General features: G+C 60.6%; 20 protein-coding genes. 12 read left to right on the top strand and 8 right to left on the bottom strand.

The annotated features are described in order from the left end of the window. From AC0V6X_RS15725 to AC0V6X_RS15710, 4 genes are all read left to right on the top strand, one after another. Window positions 1–400 (top strand): EamA family transporter (locus AC0V6X_RS15725; protein WP_486185487.1); only part of this gene is annotated, 400 nt, incomplete at its 5' end. Between the two features lie 108 nt (window positions 401–508). Further along, window positions 509–3,181 carry an aconitate hydratase AcnA gene (acnA, locus tag AC0V6X_RS15720; protein WP_486185486.1) on the top strand — a complete coding sequence of 891 codons (2,673 nt, stop codon included), beginning with the start codon at window positions 509–511 and terminating at the stop codon, window positions 3,179–3,181. Window positions 3,182–3,204: 23 nt separating this feature from the next. Beyond that, the gene (locus AC0V6X_RS15715) at window positions 3,205–3,660 is read left to right on the top strand and encodes a rhodanese-like domain-containing protein (RefSeq protein WP_486185485.1); all 456 of its coding nucleotides are present in this window, start codon (window positions 3,205–3,207) and stop codon (window positions 3,658–3,660) included. Window positions 3,661–3,787: 127 nt separating this feature from the next. Then, window positions 3,788–5,491: a hypothetical protein gene (locus tag AC0V6X_RS15710; protein WP_486185484.1), complete on the top strand. Its 1,704-nt coding sequence runs from the start codon at window positions 3,788–3,790 to the stop codon at window positions 5,489–5,491. Window positions 5,492–6,111: 620 nt separating this feature from the next. On the opposite strand, the gene ruvB is transcribed toward AC0V6X_RS15710, so the two are convergent. From ruvB to ruvA, 3 genes are read right to left on the bottom strand one after another with little or no spacing between them, the layout of a single operon-like run. After that, window positions 6,112–7,170 (bottom strand): Holliday junction branch migration DNA helicase RuvB, encoded by a 1,059-nt coding sequence (gene ruvB / locus AC0V6X_RS15705; protein WP_486185483.1) that lies wholly within the window; start codon window positions 7,168–7,170, stop codon window positions 6,112–6,114. After that, on the bottom strand, window positions 7,167–7,763 hold the full coding sequence (locus AC0V6X_RS15700; protein ID WP_486185482.1) for a hypothetical protein: 597 nt from the start codon (window positions 7,761–7,763) through the stop codon (window positions 7,167–7,169). The genes ruvB and AC0V6X_RS15700 overlap by 4 nt, the downstream gene beginning before the upstream one ends. Window positions 7,764–7,775: 12 nt before the next feature. Next, the gene (gene ruvA, locus AC0V6X_RS15695; protein ID WP_486185481.1) at window positions 7,776–8,384 is read right to left on the bottom strand and encodes a Holliday junction branch migration protein RuvA; all 609 of its coding nucleotides are present in this window, start codon (window positions 8,382–8,384) and stop codon (window positions 7,776–7,778) included. Window positions 8,385–8,737: 353 nt separating this feature from the next. Here ruvA and aroC point away from each other — a divergent pair, with 353 nt between their 5' ends. Continuing rightward, a complete protein-coding gene (gene aroC, locus AC0V6X_RS15690; protein WP_486185480.1) occupies window positions 8,738–9,823 on the top strand; it encodes a chorismate synthase in 1,086 nt (361 codons plus the stop codon). Window positions 9,824–9,863: 40 nt separating this feature from the next. Here the strand turns inward: aroC and AC0V6X_RS15685 are convergent, their stop codons facing one another. After that, the gene (locus AC0V6X_RS15685; RefSeq protein ID WP_486185479.1) at window positions 9,864–11,297 is read right to left on the bottom strand and encodes a radical SAM protein; all 1,434 of its coding nucleotides are present in this window, start codon (window positions 11,295–11,297) and stop codon (window positions 9,864–9,866) included. 280 nt (window positions 11,298–11,577) lie between these two features. Between AC0V6X_RS15685 and katG the strand changes: the two genes are divergently transcribed. Continuing rightward, complete coding sequence (gene katG / locus AC0V6X_RS15680; protein ID WP_486185478.1) at window positions 11,578–13,761, top strand: catalase/peroxidase HPI; 2,184 nt, start codon at window positions 11,578–11,580, stop codon at window positions 13,759–13,761. 101 nt (window positions 13,762–13,862) lie between these two features. Then, window positions 13,863–14,348, top strand: a complete 486-nt coding sequence (locus AC0V6X_RS15675) for a hypothetical protein (protein WP_486185477.1) — start codon at window positions 13,863–13,865, stop codon at window positions 14,346–14,348. A gap of 88 nt (window positions 14,349–14,436) precedes the next feature. Here the strand turns inward: AC0V6X_RS15675 and AC0V6X_RS15670 are convergent, their stop codons facing one another. Further along, entirely contained in the window at window positions 14,437–15,249 is an 813-nt protein-coding gene (locus AC0V6X_RS15670; RefSeq protein ID WP_486185476.1) for a LytTR family DNA-binding domain-containing protein, read from the bottom strand. A 179-nt stretch (window positions 15,250–15,428) separates the two neighbouring features. Between AC0V6X_RS15670 and AC0V6X_RS15665 the strand changes: the two genes are divergently transcribed. Further along, window positions 15,429–16,028 (top strand): DUF2306 domain-containing protein, encoded by a 600-nt coding sequence (locus tag AC0V6X_RS15665; protein ID WP_486185475.1) that lies wholly within the window; start codon window positions 15,429–15,431, stop codon window positions 16,026–16,028. Between the two features lie 3 nt (window positions 16,029–16,031). On the opposite strand, the gene AC0V6X_RS15660 is transcribed toward AC0V6X_RS15665, so the two are convergent. The 3 genes from AC0V6X_RS15660 to AC0V6X_RS15650 form a co-directional block, all read right to left on the bottom strand. Then, window positions 16,032–16,682: a Smr/MutS family protein gene (locus AC0V6X_RS15660; protein WP_486185474.1), complete on the bottom strand. Its 651-nt coding sequence runs from the start codon at window positions 16,680–16,682 to the stop codon at window positions 16,032–16,034. Then, the gene (gene mltA / locus AC0V6X_RS15655; RefSeq protein WP_486185600.1) at window positions 16,679–17,848 is read right to left on the bottom strand and encodes a murein transglycosylase A; all 1,170 of its coding nucleotides are present in this window, start codon (window positions 17,846–17,848) and stop codon (window positions 16,679–16,681) included. Before mltA ends, AC0V6X_RS15660 begins: the two co-directional genes overlap by 4 nt. 147 nt (window positions 17,849–17,995) lie before the next feature. Beyond that, a complete protein-coding gene (locus tag AC0V6X_RS15650; protein WP_486185473.1) occupies window positions 17,996–18,652 on the bottom strand; it encodes a Tim44/TimA family putative adaptor protein in 657 nt (218 codons plus the stop codon). A gap of 438 nt (window positions 18,653–19,090) precedes the next feature. On the opposite strand from AC0V6X_RS15650, the gene secB reads away from it, so the two are divergent. The 4 genes from secB (at window position 19,091) to AC0V6X_RS15630 (ending at window position 23,517) form a co-directional block, all read left to right on the top strand. Continuing rightward, complete coding sequence (gene secB / locus AC0V6X_RS15645) at window positions 19,091–19,645, top strand: protein-export chaperone SecB (RefSeq protein WP_486185472.1); 555 nt, start codon at window positions 19,091–19,093, stop codon at window positions 19,643–19,645. 135 nt (window positions 19,646–19,780) lie between these two features. Continuing rightward, entirely contained in the window at window positions 19,781–21,397 is a 1,617-nt protein-coding gene (gene murJ, locus AC0V6X_RS15640; RefSeq protein WP_486185471.1) for a murein biosynthesis integral membrane protein MurJ, read from the top strand. Window positions 21,398–21,547: 150 nt separating this feature from the next. Further along, window positions 21,548–22,567, top strand: coding sequence for a tryptophan--tRNA ligase (gene trpS / locus AC0V6X_RS15635; protein ID WP_486185470.1), 1,020 nt, complete (start codon window positions 21,548–21,550; stop codon window positions 22,565–22,567). A 302-nt stretch (window positions 22,568–22,869) separates the two neighbouring features. Further along, a complete protein-coding gene (locus tag AC0V6X_RS15630) occupies window positions 22,870–23,517 on the top strand; it encodes a DUF4136 domain-containing protein (protein ID WP_486185469.1) in 648 nt (215 codons plus the stop codon). Window positions 23,518–23,578: the final 61 nt, after the last annotated feature.

Raw genomic sequence — 23,578 nt, 5'->3', positions numbered from 1 at the left:
CTATAATTTCGTCGTGATCCGTAGGCAGTCGCAGCAGGCAGGGCCCATCGAGATCGCGACCTTTCACAGCGGTATCTCCGGCCTCATCCTGCTCAGCATTGTGCCGCTCTTGTTGCTCGTCGCACCGGAGGCCGTCCCACCCCCGCTCGCCTCCGCCATGCCGGCGATCATCGCTGCAGCGGTGCTAACCGTGACGGGAGCGATGGCGATTGCCTCGGCCTATGCGCGCGCCGAGGCACAAGCTCTGGTCCCGATCGAATATTCGGGCTTTCTCTGGGCGAGCGTGCTGGGCTGGGCGTTTTTCCGGGAGCCGGTAACGCTACCGACGATTGCCGGAACAGCCTTGATCGTGACCGGATGCTGGCTCGCCACGCGCAAGACGAAGAGCGAAGCTGAGTAGAGAAGGCTTTTCCTTGACCTGAGGGGCGCTCTCTAGCACTCCAATGGCCGCTTTGATCGCCGCCGGGCACGATCAGTTTCCGGCGCCAGCCCATGGGATGATGCCACAATGACAGCCACCGGCAATGACAGCCTTTCGACCCGCTCCTCATTGGAAGTCAGAGGCACGACCTTCGCCTTCTACTCGCTCGACAAAGCGGCCGAGCAGTTGGGCGATATCTCCAAGCTACCGATCTCGATGAAAGTGTTGCTGGAGAACCTCCTGCGGTTTGAGGATGAAGGCTTCACCGTCGGGCGTGAGCATATTGAGGCCATCGTCGATTGGCAGAGCAATCCAGTGACGGGCAGCGAGATCCAATATCGGCCTGCACGCGTGCTGCTCCAGGATTTCACAGGCGTCCCCTGCGTCGTCGACCTTGCCGCCATGCGCGATGCGATCAAGGCGCTGGGCGGCGACACCCAAAAGATCAATCCGCAGGTGCCCGTTGATCTCGTAATCGACCACTCGGTGATGGTCGACGAGTTTGGCCACGCGCAGGCGATGGCGGCCAATATGGCGCTTGAGTACGAGCGTAATGCGGAGCGGTATGACTTCCTCAAATGGGGCTCCAAAAGCTTCGAGAATTTCTCTGCTGTCCCCCCCGGCACAGGGATCTGTCACCAGGTGAACCTTGAACACATCGCCAAAGGGGTCTGGGCAAGCGCGGATGAGAATGGCGAGTTGGTCGCCTATCCCGACACGTGCGTGGGCACGGACAGCCACACCACGATGATCAATGGCCTGGGCGTGCTCGGCTGGGGCGTGGGCGGGATTGAGGCGGAGGCTGCGATGCTCGGCCAGCCGATCTCGATGCTGATCCCTGAAGTCGTCGGCTTCAAGCTGACCGGCAAGATGGCGGAAGGCGTGACGGCGACCGACCTCGTCCTCACCTGCGTCCAGATGCTGCGCGAAGTGGGCGTGGTCGGGCGATTTGTGGAATTCTACGGCCCAGGCGTTGCGCATCTGACTCTCGCCGACCGCGCGACCATCGCCAATATGGCGCCCGAATATGGCGCAACCTGCGGCTTTTTCGGGATCGACGAGAAGACCATCGACTACATGCGCCTTACCGGGCGGAGCGAGGATGAGATTGCCTTGGTCGAAGCCTACTACAAAGCGCAAGGGATGTGGTTTGACCCTGACCACGAGCCGGTATTCTCCAACACGCTCGAACTCGACGTCTCCAGCGTCGTCGCCAGCCTTGCAGGACCCAAGCGCCCGCAGGACCGTGTGTCGCTTCCCCAGGTAGATGAGCTGTTCAATGATGACCTTGCGCGGGTCTACAAAAAGGATGCCCCCGCCCGCGTCGATGTAGCGGACACTGCTCATGATATCGGCGATGGCGATGTAGTGATTGCGGCGATCACCAGTTGCACCAACACCTCAAACCCCGATGTGATGATCGCGGCGGGTTTGGTCGCAAAAAAGGCCAACGCTAAGGGTCTGAAACCCAAGCCCTGGGTCAAGACTTCGCTTGCGCCGGGCAGCCAGGTGGTGACGGATTATCTGGTCAAATCAGGCCTGCAAGATGATCTGGACGACATCGGTTTCGATCTTGTCGGCTATGGCTGCACGACCTGCATCGGCAATTCCGGCCCGCTCGCCCCTCCGATCAGTGAGGCGATCAACGGAAACGATATTGTCGCGGCAAGCGTCCTGTCGGGCAACCGCAATTTCGAAGGCCGCGTCTCCCCCGACGTGCGCGCGAACTTCCTCGCCTCGCCGCCGCTCGTGGTGGCCTACGCGCTCAAAGGCACAGTTACACAAGACATAACCGAAACGCCTATCGGGCAAGACCAAGACGGCAACGATGTGATGCTTGCCGACCTGTGGCCCTCCAACGCCGAAATCGCAGAGCATCGCGCCGCCAATATCGACCGCTCCATGTTCGAGGCTCGCTATGCCAATGTTCACGAAGGCGACGAGCACTGGCAGGCGATCACGGTCGAGCCGTCTGACACGTATCAATGGCGTGCTGGCTCCACCTACGTCGCGAACCCGCCTTATTTCGAAGGGATGGAGATGACGCCGGCACCCATTACGGACATTGTGGACGCAAAGCCGCTCGCCATCCTCGGCGATTCAGTGACAACCGACCACATCTCACCCGCCGGTGCGATCAAGGAGGATAGCCCGGCAGGTTCCTATTTGAAGAGCAATCAGATCGCAAGGAAGGACTTCAACTCCTACGGATCGCGCCGCGGCAATCACGAAGTGATGATGCGCGGCACCTTCGCCAACATTCGGATCAAGAACGAAATGGTTCCGGGCGTCGAGGGTGGCTACACGACCTACCAGGGCGAGCAGATGCCGATCTATGATGCGGCCATGAAGCACAAGGCCGATGGCACCCAGTTGATCGTGGTTGGCGGCAAGGAATACGGAACTGGATCTTCGCGCGATTGGGCAGCCAAGGGCACCATCCTGCTGGGCGTGCGGGCAGTCGTCGTCGAAAGCTTTGAGCGAATCCACCGCTCCAACTTGGTCGGCATGGGCGTCTTACCTTTGCAATTCAAGGACGGTGACACCCGCAACTCGCTTGGCCTAACGGCTGACGATATGTTCAGTATCAAAGGCTTGGCGGAACTGGAGCCGGGTCAAGAGGTTGAGATCACAGTCACCCGAGCAGACGGTTCAAGCTTCAACTTCACCGCTATCTGCCGGATCGACACCGCAAACGAGATGGAATATTACCGCCACGGCGGCATCCTCCATTACGTGCTGCGCAAACTGGCCGCGTGAGGCCACCTAAAGGGGACTTGATAATGATTGGTCGCACATTCACCCTTGCCACTTCCGCATTGGCCGTTGCCGCCTGCACGCCCGGGGACGATGAGAACCGCGATTCAACGCCTCCCTTTGGCTACGAACTGGCAGCAGCCCGCGAAACGCCTATTCAGGCCGTTGAAGAGCACGTCATCGACATCTCAGTCGAGCAATTGAAGGCCAAGATCGATGCAGGAAGCATTCGTCTGATCGACGTGCGCACCGACGCTGAAGTCGCCGAAGGAATGATCCCTGGTGCAGAGCACATTGCGCTCGACACATTCGATCCGGAGGTGATGGACCTCAGCGATGGACGCGAGATCGTGATCTATTGTCGATCGGGCCGCCGTTCCGGGATTGCGGCCGAGAAGTTGGCAGCGCATACCGGAGAGCCTGCGCAGCATCTGGTGGGCGGTATCACCGCGTGGGCCGAGGCTGGCCAACCGATCTCGTAGGACACTACGAGGCTGATAGCCAAGCCTGCATGCCCATAGAAAAAGGCGGCTCTCATTTCGGAAAACCGCCTTCCCCCGTGTGAATTTGGAACTGGGCCCTTAGGCTTCGATCTCGCCGCCGAAGAACTTGCGGCGCCCCAGGATCGCTGCGGCTGCAAGGCCGAACAGGATCATCATCGGCGGTGCCGGAACGTCCGTACCGCTGCTGGTGCCGCCCGAAGTTGAGCTGCTCGACGAAGAACTCGAAGAGGATGAGCTGGAAGACGACGAGGTCGTCCCACCGAAGCTTGAAGTGCTGCCGCCCGAGCTGCTCGACGAGGACGAACCCGACGATGAGCTGGAGCTGCTACCGCCGAAGCTCGAGGTGCTGCCACCTGATGAGCTCGACGACGACGAACCGCTGCTTGAGGAGCTGCTCGAACCGTTGCTGCCGCCTGTGCTGGTCATGCCACTCGTCGTGCCGCCTGAAGAGGATGACGAGGAGGAGCTCGACGAAGACGAGGAAGAGCTGGACGTGCTGCCACCGAAGCTTGTCGAACCGCCCGTGGTGGTGCCACCGCTGGTGGAACCGCCCGAGCTGCTGCTCGACGATGAGCCCGATGACGAGCTGGAGCTAGAACCACCCGACGAACCGCCAAAGCTGGAGCTGCCGCCCGAAGACGAGCTCGAAGAAGACGAAGAGCTGGACGAAGACGAGCTGGTCGAGCTGGTCATGTTGCCCGAGCTACCGCCGCTGGTCGCACCGCCTGAAGAGGTGTTGCCGCCCGAGCTCGACGAGGACGAAGAGCTGCTGCTCGAAGACGAGCTGGAGCTGCTGCCTGAGCCGCCGTTAGAACCACCTGACGTCATGCCGCCGGTCGACCCACCGTTGGAGCCGCCCGAAGAACTGGACGAGCTGCTTGACGAAGACGAACCCGACGAAGAGCTGGTGCTGCCACCAAAGCTGCTCGATCCGCCCGAAGACGAAGAGCTCGAACCGCTCGACGAGGAAGATCCGCTCGAGCCGCTTGAACCACCATGTTCGCCACCGCTCGATCCGCTGGAGGAGCTCGACGAGCTGCTCGAGGAGGATGAGGACGAAGACGAGCTGGAGCCGTTCGATCCACCGGAAGTCATGCCACTAGTCGATCCGCCATTCGAACCACCCGAAGACGAGCTCGATGAAGAGCTGGACGACGAGGAGGATGAAGACGACGACGAGCTGGAAGAGCTCGACACGTTACCCGAAGAGCTGGAGACGTTGCCAGAACTGCTCGACACATTGCCCGAGGAGCTGGAAACATTACCTGAGCTGCTTGAGACATTGCCCGATGAACTCGACACGTTGCCGGACGAAGTGGAGACCGCTCCGGTCGACGATGACACAGCACCAGTCGAGCTCGAAACTGCGCCAGTGGAGGTCGAAACGCCGCCTGTAGACGAGCTCACTGCGCCGGTGGAGCTGGAAACGTTGCCCGATGTGGTTGAGGTCGAGATTCCGCCCGTGCTGGTAGAAACCGCGCCGGTTGAGGTCGAATTGTCGATATCGATATTGATGTCGATGTCGCCCGACGAACCGCCGCTACCGCCTGATGAGGTCGAGGACGAACTGCCGGTCGAGCTGAAGTCGCCGCTGGTCGTGGAAGAGAAGTTGCCGCCCGACGTTGTGGTCGTGGTCGAAACCGCGACATCTCCTGAGGACGAACCGCCTCCGCCAAAGAAGCCGCCGAAGAAGCCGCCTCCGAAACCGCCGCCAAAGCCACCCAGGCCTCCGCCGACGACAACCGGGCCGCCGAAACCGCCACCACCGCCAGTGATTGGCGGAAGCGGGGGAAGCGGAGCCGGTGCGTAAGCGACCTGTGCGATCGGCGGGCATTCTTCCGCATCGAAGTAAGCTTGCGTTGCGCCTGCAGGAAGCGGAAGGCCACCTGCGACTTCATATCCGCCGCCAGCAGGACCACCAAAGCCGCCCGGGATCGGCTGACACTCAATCGTGCGCTCAACAATCCGGCGGCGACGCTCTTCGACTTCCGGCAAAGGCGGAAGTTCGCGAGTGCGCGGGTCTTTCACATAGATCGGCCCGGTGACCTGCGGAGGAGCCACCGGCACTGGCTTCCCAATGCGCGCGGTCTCAACCAGCTTTCCGTCAACATCCGTGGTGTATGATGGCGTATCCGTCACCATCGGCTCAGCCACACGTACCGCGCCGCCCGTCATCAGGGCAACGCCAGCAGCGGTGGCGGAGAGCTTTGCTACAGCCAGTTTTACAGACATATCATCCGAACCTTGTTTCGTCCTGGCTCGATGCGGCCAACCCGCACCTTCACCAATTCCAAGGTTGTCTTGCGATTGAAGCGGGGTTCACAGCAATGCGGTTAACCATGATTGAGTCGCCCGAACTCGCTAAAACCCCGCAAATGCGTGCAATTTCAGGGGCGCTGTCCCGTTTTGAGACCGAAAAACGCCGGTCCGTTAGTCGTTTTCGTCAAACATGCTCGGTTGTTGGCCGGGTTGAGACGGCGTGCGGCGCGCTGGAACCGCCTCGAGTCCCAGATGCTCCCATGCCGCATCGTTAAGCATCCGCCCGCGCTCGGTCCGAGCAATCAGGCCGAGCTGGATGAGATAGGGCTCGATCACCTCCTCAACCGTGTCGCGCTGTTCGGACAGGCCTGCTGAGATTGCCGCGACACCCACCGGACCACCTTTATACGTGGTCGCGATCATGGTGAGGTAACGGCGGTCCATGGCGTCGAGACCCAACGCATCGATCTCCAGCCGGGTCAGCGCATCATCGGCCATCTTCCGAGTAACCGTGCCTTCACCCGCAACCTGCGCAAAGTCGCGCACACGCCGCAACAAGCGTCCCGCGACCCGCGGCGTGCCCCGTGAACGCCGCGCAATCTCGCGCGCGCCCGCAGAATCTATATTGAGGCCCAGCAGTCGCGCCCCTCGGCTCACCACCTGATCAAGCTCATCATGGGTGTAGAATTGCAAGCGAACCGGAATGCCAAAGCGGTCGCGCAAAGGCGTCGTCAGCAGGCCCTGCCGCGTCGTCGCTCCGATCAACGTGAAGGGCGGCAGGTCAATCCTGACCGAGCGCGCCGATGGACCCTCCCCAATGATGATGTCGAGCGCGCGGTCCTCCATCGCCGGATAGAGCACTTCCTCAACCACCGGATTGAGCCGGTGGATCTCGTCAATGAAGAGCACATCATGCGGCTCAAGATTGGTGAGGAGCGCCGCCAAGTCTCCCGCTTTGGCGATGACGGGGCCGGAGGTCGCACGGAACCCTACGCCCAGCTCACCCGCGATAATCTGCGCGAGCGTCGTCTTGCCCAGACCCGGCGGGCCATGGAACAACGTGTGATCCATCGCCTCTCCGCGCGCCTTGGCGCTGTCGATGAAGACCCGCAGATTCTCCCGCGCCGCCTCTTGCCCGATGAACTCGGCAAGCGACTTAGGCCGGAGCGCGGTGTCCGGGTCGCCGGGCTGCGCGTCGGGATCATGGAGGGGTGGGTCGAGGTCGGTCATGTGCGAAGGTTTAGTGCATCACTTGCTTCATCAAGGGAAACCCTTCCCGAACGTTCGAGACCGAGCGCAATTACTGAGTGAAGCTCGTGGTCTTGTGCATCGCGAAACATTGGGAAGTCTTTCCTCACGCCCTGTAGAAGAGGCACTTTGAATACCGCTATTCGATCTGCGAGGCTGTATTGTGATTCGAACTTTAAGGCGTCGTCAAAGACGATCCACTTTTTAGCAACTCGATCAATCAGGAGCTCCTGCAAAGCTACCCGCTCTTCTTGATCGGTCCGCTCATGCGGTTCGGGAACAGGTATCTGTAATGCAGCTTCGAGCTCAATTCTGAGGTGGGTTCGCGATCGCTCAATTCCTTTCACTGCAATCAGAAGGAAGAACGCATCGGGCGCGTCTTTAAACGCGGCCCACTGACCAAAGCCAGCTTTTAGTCCATCGGTGAAGCGATGTACTTTCTCTGCCAAGCCCATCGCTTTGGCGAAATCTTGCTGCTCAAAGTCAAGCCACTTCTGACAAGCGATTTCAATAGCTCTTGGCATCTCAGCAATCGCCGCGTCTGAACGCTTCTTCTTGGACTTAAAGGGCCACATCGATTCTCTCCATCACCCAGCCGCCCTTTTCAGCGCGACCCGGATGAGGTCTCCCTCAGCCGCGTCCTCGCCCAGTTCCGCTTGAGCCTTCGCCACCGCCTGCGCCGCAACCGCCGGTTTGAAGCCGAGGTTTTCCAGCGCGCTTACGGCGTCCGCGCTCGCGCTGCCGGCTGGGGTGATGGCGCTAGCCGGTACGCCAGCCATTCCGCCGCCCGGAAGTGCGCCCGCCTTGTCTTTCAACTCGTTGACGATCCGTCCGGCGAGCTTTGGTCCCACACCGTTCGCTCTTGCCACGCTGGCCGCGTCTCCGGCGGCGCAGGCGTCGCGCAGTTCTCCGGTCGAGAGTGCGGAGAGGATCGCGAGGCCGACCTTGCTTCCCACGCCCTGCACTTGCGTAAGCAGGCGGAACCAGTCGCGTTCGGCGCTCTCGGCAAAGCCCAAGAGGCGCATGTCGTTCTCGCTCACTTGCAGGTCGGTGTGGACGGTACAGGCTTCTCCGACTTCGCCGAGCGCGCTTAATGTGCGCGCCGAGCAGTGGACGAGGTAGCCCACGCCTTGCACATCGACGATGGCCCAATCTTCCCCTGTGTCGTCCAAGCGGCCTGAGAGCTTTGCAATCATGCTTTGTTCTTGGCGCAAGCCACGCCCTTTGGCCAGAGTGGGGTGCGGGTTATCGTCCGCGTCTTGCGATCTGATTGCGCCTGCGTGACACAGCGAAGCCCCGCTTCCAAGAAAAGCCGTTTCGCCGTCAAGTGAATGACGCCAAACACTTTTTTCGATTTTCGCCACGCGAAAGTGTGACTTTTCGCAAATGCCGCATCCAATGGGCCCCTTATGCAGTCACGCATCGTCGAATAAGCAGTGGCTCGGTTCGTCATCGCTCACACACATACGAACGCATTCGGGTGTAGGAAAATTGCGAGGACGCCACACACCGTCTCGACACAATCACCCCATCCGCTAAGGCTAGCGCCATGAGTTTCAACACATTCGGACGCGTGCTTCGCTTTACGACCTGGGGGGAAAGCCATGGGCCCGGCCTTGGCGCCGTGCTGGATGGCGTGCCGCCGGGGCTGCCCTTGCAGGAGAAGGACATCCAGCCCTTCATGGACAAACGCCGTCCGGGGCAGAGCAAATACACGACGCAGCGGCGCGAAGCTGATCAGGTCAAAATTCTCTCAGGCGTGTTCACCAATGAAGATGGCGTCCAAGTGACGACCGGCACGCCGATCCATCTGATGATCGAGAACACCGATCAGCGCTCGAAAGACTATTCCAACATCGCCCAGAGCTATCGTCCGGGCCATGCTGACTACACCTATGATGCCAAATACGGCATCCGCGACTATCGCGGCGGCGGGCGTTCCTCCGCTCGGGAGACGGCGGCTCGCGTGGCAGCGGGCGCAGTCGCTCGGCTGATTATCCCTGAGGTAAAGATCACCGCTTTCGTATGCGAGCTGGGCGGCGACCGGATTGAGCGTGATGCGATCAATTACGAATTCATCGACCAGAACCCGTTCTTTTGCCCCGACAGCTGGGCGGCGAAGCGCTGGGAAGAAAAGGTTGAGGCGGCGCGCAAGGGTGGGTCATCCCTAGGCGCGGTCGTCGAATGCGTCGCGGAAGGCGTGCCCGCCGGATGGGGCGCTCCGGTCTATGCAAAGCTCGACAGCGAACTTGCATCCGCGATGATGAGCATCAATGCGACCAAAGGCGTGGAGATCGGCGATGGGTTTGAGGCTGCGCGCCTGACAGGTGAGCAGAACGCGGATGAGATGAGCCCTGGGAAAGATGGCAAACCCGTCTTCGCCTCCAACCATGCAGGCGGCACGGCGGGCGGTATCTCCACCGGACAGCCGGTCGTGTGCCGCGTGGCGTTCAAACCAACTTCTTCGATCCTCACCCCGGTCAAGTCGATCACCTCTGACGGAGAGGCGACCGAAGTCGTCACGAAAGGCCGCCACGACCCCTGCGTCGGCATACGCGGCGCTCCGGTGGTGGAGGCGATGATGGCGCTGGTGCTGGCGGATCAGAAGCTGTTGCACCGCGCTCAAATAGCGTAAGCGATAGCGCAGAGAAAACGCGCTCAGGTGGACTGAGAACTCAAGCGACCTTCAGAATATCACGCGGGCGCGTGGTGGCTTGGTCGGCGAACTCAGCAATATCACCCAGCAGCACCATCGGGTCTTGCAAGCGCGGATCCTGCATCTCGGCGAGGAAGGCCGCATGTTCGGGATGCGAAGGCGAACAGACTGACCTCGCCGCAAATTGTTCTTCGGAGAATGTGCCCCAATTGGTCATCCGCGCAAAGTAGACCCGCTGTGCTCCGACCTGTTTGGCGAGGTCAACCGCGTCGCCCATCTCCGTGTAATTGTCGCGCTGCACGACGAAGACCAGCTCCAGCACGTCGACATCGCCCTTTGCGACAAGCTCTCCGGCGAAGGCCATGTTCTCCAGCATCACTGGCCATTTCGCACCCAGTCGCAGCTTCTCATGCGTCGGGCCTGTGGCGGCATCGACGCTGATCTGGATCAGCCTGGTGCGGCCATGCAGGGTTGGGAACTCGGCCCATTGCTTTGGGGTGAGCAGCATCGCGTTGGTCATGATGCGGAAGCCTAGATTGGGATAGTCCTCGGCATTGAGAGCCTTGATCAAAGCGCGGAAATTCTTGCTCGCAAACGGATCGCCTGACCCGGTGATGAAGACCGTCTGCGCATGTTTGAGCAGCGGCAGAATATTGCTCTCCTGCATCGTTGCAAAGCGTTCGCGCATCGCGCTGTCAGCGGCAAACTTCTCGCTGCGGCAGCTGGGGCATGCGAGGTTGCAGGTGCGGTCATAAGCGAGGTTGACGGTCTCTGGTCCCTCGACAAGATGCGTTTCGCGCTGGCCAATGATGCGCACCCATTTCTGGGACTCATTCGCTGCCTGATCTTTGGTCGGCAGGTCCGCGCCTGCGATCTTGGGGCAGGAAGATTTGTTGCAATAGCGATAGCTGCCATCGTGGATACTCTCGCGGATTTTCTGCGCTGTCTCAGAATTCCAAACCGACTGCCAATCCTCGTTCTGCATGTCGCCGGCTGACGCGTGCAACCAGCTCGCACAGCATAGATGAGTTGAGGCCTCGAGCACATCCAATCGCTGGAACGGGACTGAGCAAAAGGTGTCCGACAGGTCGTATTGCGAATTGTCCGGATCGCGCAGAGCCTTCACGCGGAAAAGCGCGCCTTGCACCAAGGCTGACTGGCTGTTCTTCACCGCGAGAGGCTCGATCGCAGCAAGCGACTCATCGAATTCGCCCTGCCCCGCTAGAGCCACCGCCTTGATCAGCACCAGCAAAGCCTGGCTTGTTATATCCGGCGTGCGCGCGAGAAGCTTGTCGATGTGATCGGTGAATTCGGGAAACACTTCGCAAAAAGCGGGTATCTCATCCCACACTTCCGGGTGGTCGAGACCATCAGAAAGAATGCCCATCACCATGCCGAGCAGCTCATCAGGTGTCACCGCAAGCGGTTGGTTCGGGTTAATGGGCGCATTCATGCTGGGTCTCCGATTGTTCGAAGCCACGATCTCTATGGAGTCATGGTTAGCGCGAATGTCCGCCTCGCCTAGGTTCTGCGCCCTAGGGACAGGCCCGTATGAAGGATTTCTCAAGCCGGGAATCCCCGTATCCAAACGCGCCATTACCGCTGCTTCAATCGCCAAAATCAATCAATGCGCGCGGATTAATCGATTGGACTGGTCAAGCGCGATCCATCATTCTCTTGTCATCGCAATCGGATATTGTCCGAGTCCCCGATGAGAGAGAGGAGAATTCTCAATGGATGCTAAGACCGGAGAAATGAGTGGCTGCCCGTTCCACGGCGATGCCGGAACCCGCACGCTGTTGGGCCGCACCAACAAGGATTGGTGGCCAGAGGCAACCCAGCTCGACCTGCTGACCGAAGAGGGCAAGTCCGCCAACCCTTATGGCGAAGACTTTGATTATGCCGCCGCGTTCAATGCGATCGACTACACCGCTCTGAAGGAAGACCTGACCGCGTTGATGACCGACGATCAGGAATGGTGGCCGGCTGACTATGGCCATTACGGACCGTTCTTCATCCGCATGGCATGGCACGCGGCGGGTACGTACCGCACGGGTGATGGTCGTGGCGGTGCTGGTTCAGGCCAGCAGCGGTTTGCACCGCTCAACTCCTGGCCAGACAATGGCAACCTCGACAAGGCGCGCCGCCTGCTATGGCCGATCAAGCAGAAATACGGGAAGGGAATCAGCTGGGCTGACCTCTTCATCCTCGCCGGTAACGTCGCGATTGAAAGCATGGGCGGCCCGGTGTTCGGCTTCGGCGGCGGTCGTGCAGACGTCTATGAGCCCGAAATGGTCTATTGGGGCACTGAGGATAAGTGGGTCGACGAAGGTGTCGAAACGCGCATCCAGCCTGACAAGGAAATGGACCTCGACAACCCCCTCGCTGCAATCCAGATGGGTCTCATCTATGTCAATCCGGAAGGGCCAGGCGGCAATCCGCATGACGATGAAGGCATGGCCCGCGACATGCGCCGCACCTTTGCCAACATGGCCATGAATGACGAGGAAACCGTCGCTCTGGTCGCGGGCGGTCACGCCTTTGGTAAAGCCCACGGCGCACAGCCTGCGGACACATTCTCCGAAAGCCCGGAGAGCGAGGCTTTGCATCAGCAAGGCTTTGGCTGGCTGACCGACGCGGACGAGATCGCCAAGGGTCACATCACGACCTCCGGGATCGAAGGCGCATGGTCGAACAACCCGACCAAGTGGAGCCACGACTATTTCCGTCTGCTGTTCAAGTATGATTACGAGCTCACTCAGAGCCCGGCTGGCGCGAATATGTGGACCCCGGTCAATCCTGATCCGGAAGATATGGCGCCCGATGCGCGCGATCCTTCGAAGAAAGTTCCGACTATCATGACGACCGCCGACATGGCGCTGAAGCGTGACCCGGAATATCGCAAGATCTCCGAGCGTTTCCTTGCCAATCCGGCTGAGCTCGACGACGCTTTCGCCCGCGCATGGTTCAAACTGTGCCACCGCGATATGGGTCCAAAGGTGCGTTATCAGGGCCCGGAAGTCCCGGCTGAAGACCTGATCTGGCAGGACCCGGTCCCCACTGGCACGTCGCCTTCGGATGCCGATGTGGCTGCGTTCAAGTCGGCTGTTCTTAGCTCAGGCCTTTCGGTCAGCGAGCTGGTCAAAGCGGCCTGGGCTTCGGCCTCAACCTATCGCCGGTCCGACCATCGTGGCGGTGCCAATGGAGCGCGTGTGCGCCTTGCCCCGCAAAATGGCTGGGCAGCGAACGATCCGGAGGAACTATCCAAGGTTCTCGGCAAGATCGATGAGCTGCGCGGCTCAATGAGCATGGCAGACGCCATTGTCCTCGCTGGCTCGGCTGCTGTTGAGAAAGCGGCGGCGGATGCAGGCTTTGACGTCGCGGTGCCATTCACCGGTGGCCGCGGCGATGCCTCGGCAGAGCAGACCGATGCAGAGAGCTTTGAGCCGTTGGAGCCGTTTGCAGACGGCTTCCGCAACTACCTCAAGACCAAAGCATCAGTGAAGACCGAGGATATGCTGATCGACAAGGCCCACCTGCTGGGCCTCTCGATCCCTGAACTGACCGTGCTGGTCGGTGGGATGCGCGCGCTGGGTGCCAATAGCGGCAACACCGCGCACGGCGTATTCACGGACCGCGTCGGCCAGCTAACGCCGGACTTCTTCACCAACCTGCTAGACATGAGCACAAAGTGGGCCCCGGTCGATGGCAGCGGTGACGAGGAATATGTCGGCACCGACCGCAAGACTGGCGCGACCAAGTACACCGCAACCCGCGCGGACCTCATCTTCGGCTCAAATGCGCAGCTGCGCGCTCAGGCAGAGGTCTATGCCGAGAACGGCTCGGAAGCGAAGTTCGTGAACGACTTCGTCGCCGCCTGGGTCAAGGTGATGAACGCGGATCGCTTCGACATCTGATCGACCGTGACAATGCTAAGAGGCCCTCGGCAGCGATGCCGGGGGCCTTTTGTATTGCTGTTCAGCTTGCGCCTACTCCTATGCAGAGTTAGCCCCGCATAATGCAGGGTAAAGACAATTTTGAGCCTCTCCCCAGTGCTCGTTTCACCAAGCGAAAGATCGGCGATGTCACTTGGGTTGTCGTAAAGGCGCAAAAGCAATGGTTCGCAATTGTATTCCTTTCGCTTTGGCTCATCGCATGGACTTTCGGCAGCCTCACAGCTGCTGTGTCAGCCCTCAGTGAAGATGGAGGCGCTGCCGCCTTCCTGAGCGTTTGGCTCATTTTCTGGGCTATCGGCTGGACCCTCGTCGTGATGATTCTGGCCTGGCAACTGTGCGGGAAGGCCGAGATTGCAATCGACGGCCCCGCGCTAGTATCTCGCTGGAGCATGCCGTTATTATCGCAACAGAAACGATACGAGTTGACGCATGTCAAAGACCCGCGTGGCTTTCCGGCCCCGTCGGGTGCGTTCGGACACAATCCTTTTATGCTGCACAGCTTACCTCCCTTCCTTGCGATCATGTCAGGAGGCTTGGGGTTCGACTAGGGAGGTCGGAGCGTCATTCTACTTCACGGCCTCGACGACACCGAATGCAAGATCGTCGCTGGATGGATCAACGAACACCTGCCGGAAGCTAAATCCAACCCGCGTCCTTAAGCTCGCTAACCTGGGCGCGGCTTACCGGGGCCTCGAGCGCCTCCCCCAGCACCAGCCTGACATTGCGCCCCTCGCGCTTCACGTCTTCGACCGCACCGCGTGCAACCCACCAGCTGCGATGAATCTGCCGACCGTCGATATCCGCTACATGCGCCATCGCGTCGCGCAGCCGCATCAGGACCAGCTCTGATCCCAGTGCCGTGTGGACGCGGACATAGTGGTCCTCCATCTCCAGCGCGATCACCTCGCTGCCAAGCGATGCGGGAAGCTGGTCGAGGAGTGGGTTGGCGGGCTTTGGAATGGTGGCGAGTTCGGGAGCCGAGGTGTCGGCAACGGGCTTAGGAGTGTCGGCCTCCACCGGCGCCCGCCGATCCTCGATCATGTAGAAGAACGCGGTAATCCCGCCGCCCACAATCAGCACATAGAAATAGCTCGTCAGCGCATCTTCTAGGGTCGGCACGGGCACACTTCCGGGCAAGTGCGGGATCGCATAGACAACCGCCGTCATCGGCACCGTCGCCATGAGAACCGTGATAGCCCAGGCAAAGATGCGTGGCAGGGCCAGTGCATCTGCCAGCCGGTCCGCAACGCCATTGATAGAACTGTAAATCGCATAGCCGATCCACGCGAAGATCACCCATGAGAACAGTCTGTAAGCAAGCGGCTCAGCAAAGCTGCCAAACGGGCCAATAAAGGCCAGCACCACGCCGATCGCGGTCATGATCGTCAGGTCGATCACGATCTTGCGCGCCCTTGAATTGGCCTCTGCTTCGTTTGCCCCGGTTGTCATAGGCGCGAAACTGCCTGCCCATTCGCGCTTCGTAAAGTGGCAATCCCTCGGAAAACCGGTGATTTTTGGCGCATTCGCGAAACCTGGCGCCCATTCGCGCAAGTCGGATTGCTGGCGAAAGGGCACCGGGCATTGTGGCTCCAACGCAAACGAACTCAACGCAACATCGGAGTCCTGACATGACAAATCTTGTCCAATATCTGCCCTTCGCCGACCTCCTCCCCAGCCACCCGCTGAACCGCCAGAGCGCCAGCGAGAAGGCCGCAACGCACAAGGCTGCCAAACAAGGCGGCTTCGACATCTCGCCAACAATACGCGCCGCCGTTTGGATCGCGGGCACGATGATGAGCTTTGCAGTCCTCTATGCGCTGGTCAGGGGTCTGGGCGGCTGGGCTCCCGATCATGCAGCCACGCGCCATCTGGCCGTGGTGATCCATGTTGCGACGGTTCTGCCAGCCATCCCGCTTGGCGCTTACCTGTTGCTCACCCGCAAAGGCACCAAGCTGCACAAGCAGCTCGGCAAAGCATGGGTCGGCCTAATGGTCACCACCGCTCTCTCCGCCATCTTCATCAAGACCGGTGGCAGCTTCAGCTTCATCCATATCTTTGTGCCGCTTACCCTGATTGCTTCGTACAAGCTGGTCGCAACCGCACGGCGCGGCGACATGAAGGGGCATAAGAAGGAAGTGCTGAGCCTCTATCTCGGCGCCCTGATGATCCCAGGCATCTTCAGCTTCGCACTGCCGGGTCGGCTCATGAATGTTTGGCTGCTCGGGTGAGAGCTAACGCTGCCGCTTCAGCACCAGATAGAGCGCGCCCTCACCGCCATGGCGGATATGGGCGCGGCGTATGGCGGCGATGGCATCGGCATGATGGCTCGCCGCCAGCCAGTCGAGAAGTTTGGCACGGATAGCCCCGCGCTTCGTCGCCCGGTCCGCTGGATCAGCACCGCGATCCCGCCCGGCAATCACCAGCACAACGCGGGCGTCCATTGCGCGGGCCTGATCGATCCCGCTCATGATCCGGTCATAGGCCCCGTCGAGCGTGTGACCGTGCAGGTCGAGCGTGTAGTCCGGCGCAATCTGTCCACCCTTCAGCTTGCGGTTCCAGTGCGAATCGAGCTGCGAGTTGAAAACGGGTCGGACGCTCGGAGCGGGGATGGCGGGCGGAGCGCCGGGCCGCTTCCGAGACATGGGTTTTGCCGGCTTGGGAGTGGAGACGAGGTTTGGCTTGGTCGTTGCAGCGTTATTGGAAGTCATCTGCGCCGCCAGTTTGGACGTCCCTTGTGAGACCGTTCCGGGGACTGTCTCACTCGCCACCTTGCGAGGCGGGGCCTTGCGACCCGGCATCGGCGTGACGCTCTCAGCCAGCTTTGACCAAGCGGCTTGTTCGTCAGGGCTGAGCCCGCGTGGAACTGTATGCTGAGTGCTCACTGCGCGCTTTCGAGCCGCTCGACCGTGCCTTTGGGCAGGAGCAACAAGGCAGAGCCCCGCGCGCTCATCCCGCCGGCAATCGCGCGCGCATCGTCACCCGCGCCCCAGAACGTATCAAAGCGGTTCGCGCCTTTGATTGCGCCGCCTGTATCCTGCGCGATCCACAACCCGTCCGCAATATCACGGTCCATGTCGAGGAAGACCGGAGCGCCCAGCGGCACAAAAGCCGGATCCGCCGCCACCGAAGCCTCCCGCCGAACAGGCACGCCGAGCGCACCCAGCGGCCCGTCCCCGGTCAGTTCACGGAAGAAAATCCAGCTCTTGTTGAGGCGCATCAGATCGCGCCCTTCAGCCGGATTCTCCCGGATATACGCCATGATCCCTTGCATGGAGCCGGGATATTGCCCTGGCCCATCGCCCAGCAAACCTCGTTCGCGCATGACCCCGCCAATGCCGGTATAGCCGCGCCCGTTCTGACCCGCATAGCCGATGCGGATGACATCGCCTTCGGGCGTGCGCAGGCGTCCGGAGCCCTGGATCTGGAGGAAGAAGAACTCCACCGGGTCCGCCGCCCAGGCAATGACGGGCACACGCCCTTCGAGCGCTCCATCTTCAATCGCGGCGCGGTCGGGATAGAGTTCGAATTTACCGCTCGTGTTATAGCGTCCCAGCGGCGGGCGACCGGTGCGCTCAGACACCGGCGTGTCCTCGGGCCAGTCGCGGATGAGATCATCGGGCATGGCGTAGACGGGCGTGTCATATCCGGGCCGGCGGGTGCGGCTGCCCATGATCTCCGGCTCGAAATAGCCTGTCGCAAAAGCGCTACCATCGCCCACGCGGGCGGTTTCGAAGTGAGTCAGGAAGAAGTCGCGCGCCTCGGTTTGAGGCCAATTGGAAGCGCTCTCACAGGCCGGTCGCCAATCCGCGCCATAGGCAAGGCCTGAGCGATCCTCGCGCCGAAGCAATTGCGGGCAGCTTTCGATGAAGGCCGACAGCGCAGTGTTCGCGTCATAGGGCGATATACGCAGCGCCCCGACGCTGGGCCCACGCGTCACTCCAGCAAAAGCGGCGCTCGTCGCCGTGGGGACCGGCGGAGGAGCCTCAATCACGGGGCGCGGGGCAGAGCCTTCGGGCACTAACCTCAAACATCCTGCAAGCAGGACCATCGCCGACAAGGCAGCGAGTCCCGCTCCGACCGAGCGCACGTGATGGCTCGGCGTGATGGGTCCGTCCAAGCGGATTGAATCAACTGCTGGCGTGGGGTGAGCGCGTAAAAAGACTCGGGGCAAAATCACGAAGTTGCCCCCCTGCGCTTATCCTTCGTCAGTCTCGTCGAGGACCCAGTTTGGATCGCTGGACTTAACATTGCGGCTGAAGGTCCAGATATCGCGGCTTTCAATCGCATCGTCGAGCGAGCCTGCGACAACGTTGCCGTCCGCATCGCGTGTCACAGCGGCGATGTCGGCGACGAACAGGATCGCGATCCGTGCCAGACGCCCGTCGAGCGAGGCTGAGTGAATGCGTGTTTCCTCAATCCGGATGAGCTTGTTGTCGAGCGTGTGCCCGGCTTCTTCGCGAGCTGTGATGGCTGCGTCGAAGCCCTCGAACACATCGTCGTCGCACAGGTCACGCAGGGCCTCCCGGTCGCCGGACCAGAATGCTTCAAGGACCATTTCATACGCGCCCTTTGCTCCGCCCATAAACTGGGTGAGGTCGAAGGAACGATCTGCGCCAGCGATGTCGCGAATGCCGCGTTCAACGGCAGGCATGACGCCTTCCAGCTCAACCGGGCGCTGCGGCGTGGCCGGCTGGGCTTGGCGCGCTTCGGTCATGCCCGGAGCAATCCCGTCACCTGTATCAAAGCGGTTGGGCAGAGTTTCCTCTTCATGCTCAGCACGGCGGCCCAGCACAGAATAGAGACGCAGCCCCAGAAAAGCTGCGATCATGGCGAGGATGACGATTTCTACCACGTTATACCCTTGATACCTTCTTGGTCCGGTCGGCTTCTCAGCACTCTGATAGAGAGGCAAAGCTGAACCGAATGCTTATGCGAACAAACTTAACTTTGCTCTTCCACATAGGAAGAACATAGCTGAGTAAAGTTACGCAGGCCACATCTTCCAGATGCGTCTCGTCCCATAAATAGGGATCAAATTCAATTCGCCAACGCGCAATCGCGCGGGATTTGGTGCTATTCGGGCGAAACTGGTGCCGATTTGCGGCGTTTCGAGCGCATCGAGGCTCTCCGGTCAGCTGCAGAGACACCAAACCAACAGCCATGTTGCCCATCCGCCCCGCCCCTGCTAGGCGCGCGGCGCATTCAAATTATTGGTCTGTACCAGAGCTTGAACAAGAGCCCTTCTCGCAGACTCTAGACAAACCGTTTAATCACACGAAAGACTTCTATCATGGCCGACGAAGGCGACATTCTCACCGATCTCAACAATGCTGGCGGAGCAGCTGGTGCAGGCGATCAACCCGCCGCCGGGATCATTACGCAATATGTGAAAGATCTCTCGGTCGAGAATCCCGCCGCACCCGAGGTATTCCAGTGGACCGACCAGCCTAAGGTCGATGTCCAGTTCAACATCGGCGCACAGCCCAAAGGCGACCAGGTCACCGAAGTTGAGCTGAAAATCAACATCACCGCGACCAGCGAAAAAGGTACCGCCTACATCGTCGAGCTGAGCTATTGTGGTTTGATCGGTCTGCGCAACATTCCCGAAGAGCAAGCGCACGCTTTCCTCTTCGCAGAAGCACCGCGCATTCTGTTCCCGTTTGCTCGCCGCGTCGTAGCCGACGCTGTGCGGGATGCCGGCTTCCCGCCGCTGATGGTCGACCCAATCGACTTCAATGGCCTCTACGTCCAACAGCTCCAGGCGCGCCGCGCTCAGGAAGAAGCTGGTGGTGGGGCTGCCCCGGTTGAGGGCGACCTGCCCCCAGCTCCCAGCGGCAACGCATAAGAGCTATCCCACACCCAAGTTCGCGCCAGAGCTTGTGAAACCGCACTCACTTCCCTTAGCCAAGAGGCGCAAGGAAGGGCGGTACGACGTGCGCAAAGCTCAGCGGACATGGGTGGTTGAGGGGAGGCGAGTGCGATGAGCCTCCTCAAAAATGTCGGGACCATAGGGTCGCTGACCATGGTCAGCCGCGTCGCAGGGATGGCGCGCGAGATGATCTTCAGCCGCGTGCTGGGCGCGAATGCGGTCACCGATGCCTGGTTTCAAGCCTTCATCATCCCCAACGTCTTCCGCCGCCTGTTTGCCGAAGGGGCGTTCTCTGCCGCCTTCGTGCCGATGTTCTCAAAGCGTCTGCATGGCCATGACGATCCGGAGCGCGGGCTGGACGAGGCAAAGAGCTTCTCCGCCGATGTGCTGAGCGTCTTTCTCCCGGTCCTCATCGCGCTGGTCGCGGTGTTCGAGATCGCCATGCCGGGCGTGATCTGGCTGCTTTCGGAAAAGCCAGTTGATCCTCAGACCTATCCGCTCGCGGTGGATTTCGCACGGATCATGTTCCCCTACATCATCCTCATCAGCCTGGTGACGCTCTTCACCGGCATGCTCAATTCAGTCTCCCGCTTCGCGCCGGGGGCAAGCTTTCCAATCATCCTCAACCTCGTCCTGATCGCCGCGCTTTTGGGCGGAGAATGGTTCATCGCCGAGACGGGCGCGAGTATCGAGCAGGTTGCCTACGGTATCGCCTGGGCGGTGATGGGCGCAGGGGTCATGCAATTTGCCTGGCTGCTCTACTGGGTGCGGGTTGAGGGGTTTCGGCCCCGGCTGCTGTGGCCCCGCATCACGCCGGAGGTGAAGCGCCTCTCGATCATCGCCCTGCCCGCAGCGATTGGTGGAGGGGCATACCAGATCAACACTCTGGTTCAGCTGTTCTTCCTCAACCAGCTTGAGGATGGGTCGGTGAGCTACATGAACTATGCTGATCGGCTGAACCAATTGCCGCTCGGGATCATCGGCATCGCGCTATCGACCGCGATCTTGCCGAGTCTTTCCAAGCTGGTGGGCGGAGACGACCAGAAGGGCGCGGCCAAGCTGCAATCCGATGCGATTGAGCTGTCCATGCTGCTCACGATCCCCGCCGCCGTCGCCCTCGCCATCTGTGCCGAGCCATTTGTTACGATGATATTCCAGGGCGGACGGTTCGCCTTGGAGGATGCGGCGATCACGGGACAGGTGCTTGCAGCATTGGTGCTGGGGCTGCCCGCCTATGTGCTGGTCAAAGTGATCGTACCCAACTTCTACGCGCGCGCTGACACCAAGACGCCGGTGATCGCGGCGTTTATTTCGCTTGGCCTGTTTATCGCTTTCAACATCGCCTTCCTGCACCGCTTCGGCGTGATCGGAGTGGCTTTTGCCAGCGTGATCGGTGCGTGGATCAATGTCGGCTTCCTTTTCGCTGTGCTGGCCGCTCGCGGGCATTACCGCATGCCGGGCGTGCTGCTGTTTCGGATCGCGCGCCAAGCCTTGGCCGCTGCGGCGATGGGAGCAGCGCTCTACTATACCAGCGACCTTTTGACGGAGTGGTATTCCGCCGGTCTGTTCGCGCGGCTCGCTGCATTGCTGGTGCTCGTCGGAGCGGCAGGCATCGTCTATTTCGGCATCGCCTTCGCTGTCGGTGCCATCGACAAGCAGCGGATCATCGCCTTCACGCGCAAGCCCGCCGCCACATCGGCCGACAGCTCCGGCGATCTTGCCCCCTGAGGCAAGCGTGCTAAGGCTGCGCTCTATGACTGCAACAACACCCTCAACCGGTTCAGCCCCGCTGCGATTCGCAGTGCGTGGGCGGGCGGTCTGGCGATGGTTGGGCTGCTGAGCCGAACCTCCCTACACAGTCACGAAAAGAGCATCCCCATGAGAGTAGTCTCGGGCATTCAGCCCACCGGAAAGCCGCACCTTGGCAATTACCTTGGTGCCATCGTCAATTATGTGAAGCTGCAGGAAGAGGCGGTTGCCGCCGGCGGCCAGTGCTTCATCTTCCTCGCCGATCTGCACGCCCTCTCGCAGCCCCATGACCCGGCAGAGCTGTCGCAGAACACGCGCGAAATGGTCGCGACCCTCGTCGCTTGCGGTGTCGATCCGGCCAAGACCATCCTGTTCAATCAGGCGCAGGTTCCCGCCCATGCAGAGCTGCAATGGCTCCTGAACGGCACCGCGCGGATGGGCTGGCTCAATCGTATGACGCAGTGGAAGGACAAGGCGGGCAAGAACCGCGAAGGCCAATCCATCGCGCTCTTCACCTATCCCGTCCTCCAGGCCGCAGACGTGTTGCTCTATCAGGCGACCCATGTGCCGGTGGGCGAGGATCAGAAACAGCATTTGGAGCTTGCCCGCGACATCGCGCAGAAGTTCAATAACGACTTCTGTTCAGAGGACGCGCCGCTCTTCACCCTGCCCGAGCCTTACATCCCGCCCACCGCCGCCCGGATCATGTCCCTGCGCGATGGCACGGCCAAGATGAGCAAGTCGGACCCTTCGGAGATGAGCCGCATCAGCCTGACCGACGACGCCGATACGGTGATGAAGAAGGTCAAGAAAGCGAAGACAGACCCTGAACCGCTTCCAAGCGAAGAGGACGGTCTGGAAGGCCGCGCGGAGGCCAAGAACCTCGTTGGGATTTACGGCGCGCTCACCGGCAAGAGCACGGCTGAAGTCCTCGCGGAGCATGGCGGGCAAGGCTTCGGCGCGTTCAAGCCTGCGCTTGGCGAAGTGCTGGTTGAAACGCTGAAGCCAATCAATGCCCGTTTCATGGAGCTGAAGGGGGATCAGGAGGCGCTCGACGCAATCCTCGCGCGCGGCGCGGCGCAAGCGCGCGAGCACGGCCTGCCGACTTTGGATGCCGCGTATAAGGCTCTGGGACTGGTGCGCGGTTGACTTGGCTGCGGTGCCAATTGGCCTAGGCCATCCGTCGCTGGGACATTCAAATCCCGTTCAGGGCGAAAAAATTATCACTGTTGTGCGGTATTTATCGCGTGTGAGTGTCATCACACGGGGCCTGCCTAAGCTGTTCAAATCGCCTCGATTTGAATGTGAAAGGCGGGCTTGAGGGCAACAGAGGGTACGCGCGACTTCATAGCCGCCAGACGCTGCCAGTGCGTGAGGCCATCGCCTTGCACTGGCGATTTGACGAAGGATATGCCATGTTACATTCCAAGATGACCAAGCGAGCCCCCTCTATGAGTCGCCCGATCAAGCTTCTGCTGACCAGCAGCCTAGCCTTGGGCTTGGCTGCTTGCGCACCGACTTTCAAAGCCGATGTGTCGCGGTTCCAAGCGCAATTGCCTGCCCCTCAGGGTCAGAGCTTTGCCGTAGTGGCTGAAGATCCCGCGCTTGCCGGCGGCCTTGAGTTCTCGCTCTATGCCGACATGGTTGCAGCTGAGATGGCTGAGCTGGGCTACACTCGCGCACCAACGCCTGATCAAGCGCAATTGCTCGTTCGGTTCGACTATGGCGTAGACAATGGCCGCGAACGTGTGCGTTCAACCGGCTTAGTAGCTGATCCCTTCTTTGGCCCTTGGGGGCGCGCAGGTGGCTTTGGCTTCCGCCGCAACTTTGCCTTTGGTTTTTACGACCCATGGCTTGCAGCACCGCAAGTGCGCAGCTTCACGGTCTACACCAGCGATATTGAGTTGAAGATCGACCAGATCGCCACCGGCGAACGGCTGTTCGAAGGTCAGGCGCAGGCTGTCTCTCGCTCGAACCGTTTGCAAAAGCTGGTGCCCAATCTGGTCGATGCGATCTTCACCGACTTCCCAGGAAGTAACGGAGAAACTCTGCGCATCACCATCCGCGAAGATGGCAAAAGCGTGAGGGCGGTCGACTAGAACCAGCGCCGCGTGAGCAAACAAAAAACACCCGAGGACGGGACGGAAAGGCGGCGCAAGG

The organism is Erythrobacter sp. S267 (assembly GCF_057365045.1).
Note: the sequence above shows the minus strand (reverse complement) of the source record. Positions and strands in the feature narration are given on the sequence as shown.

Coding starts and splice junctions, on each gene's coding strand:
- acnA (WP_486185486.1), top strand. CDS start 509: ATGACAGCCACCGGCAATGACAGCCTTTCGACCCGCTCCTCATTGGAA.
- AC0V6X_RS15715 (WP_486185485.1), top strand. CDS start 3,205: ATGATTGGTCGCACATTCACCCTTGCCACTTCCGCATTGGCCGTTGCC.
- ruvB (WP_486185483.1), bottom strand. CDS start 7,170: ATGACCGACCTCGACCCACCCCTCCATGATCCCGACGCGCAGCCCGGC.
- AC0V6X_RS15700 (WP_486185482.1), bottom strand. CDS start 7,763: ATGTGGCCCTTTAAGTCCAAGAAGAAGCGTTCAGACGCGGCGATTGCT.
- ruvA (WP_486185481.1), bottom strand. CDS start 8,384: ATGATTGCAAAGCTCTCAGGCCGCTTGGACGACACAGGGGAAGATTGG.
- aroC (WP_486185480.1), top strand. CDS start 8,738: ATGAGTTTCAACACATTCGGACGCGTGCTTCGCTTTACGACCTGGGGG.
- AC0V6X_RS15685 (WP_486185479.1), bottom strand. CDS start 11,297: ATGAATGCGCCCATTAACCCGAACCAACCGCTTGCGGTGACACCTGAT.
- katG (WP_486185478.1), top strand. CDS start 11,578: ATGGATGCTAAGACCGGAGAAATGAGTGGCTGCCCGTTCCACGGCGAT.
- AC0V6X_RS15675 (WP_486185477.1), top strand. CDS start 13,863: ATGCAGGGTAAAGACAATTTTGAGCCTCTCCCCAGTGCTCGTTTCACC.
- AC0V6X_RS15670 (WP_486185476.1), bottom strand. CDS start 15,249: ATGACAACCGGGGCAAACGAAGCAGAGGCCAATTCAAGGGCGCGCAAG.
- AC0V6X_RS15665 (WP_486185475.1), top strand. CDS start 15,429: ATGACAAATCTTGTCCAATATCTGCCCTTCGCCGACCTCCTCCCCAGC.
- mltA (WP_486185600.1), bottom strand. CDS start 17,848: ATGGTCCTGCTTGCAGGATGTTTGAGGTTAGTGCCCGAAGGCTCTGCC.
- secB (WP_486185472.1), top strand. CDS start 19,091: ATGGCCGACGAAGGCGACATTCTCACCGATCTCAACAATGCTGGCGGA.
- murJ (WP_486185471.1), top strand. CDS start 19,781: ATGAGCCTCCTCAAAAATGTCGGGACCATAGGGTCGCTGACCATGGTC.
- trpS (WP_486185470.1), top strand. CDS start 21,548: ATGAGAGTAGTCTCGGGCATTCAGCCCACCGGAAAGCCGCACCTTGGC.
- AC0V6X_RS15630 (WP_486185469.1), top strand. CDS start 22,870: ATGAGTCGCCCGATCAAGCTTCTGCTGACCAGCAGCCTAGCCTTGGGC.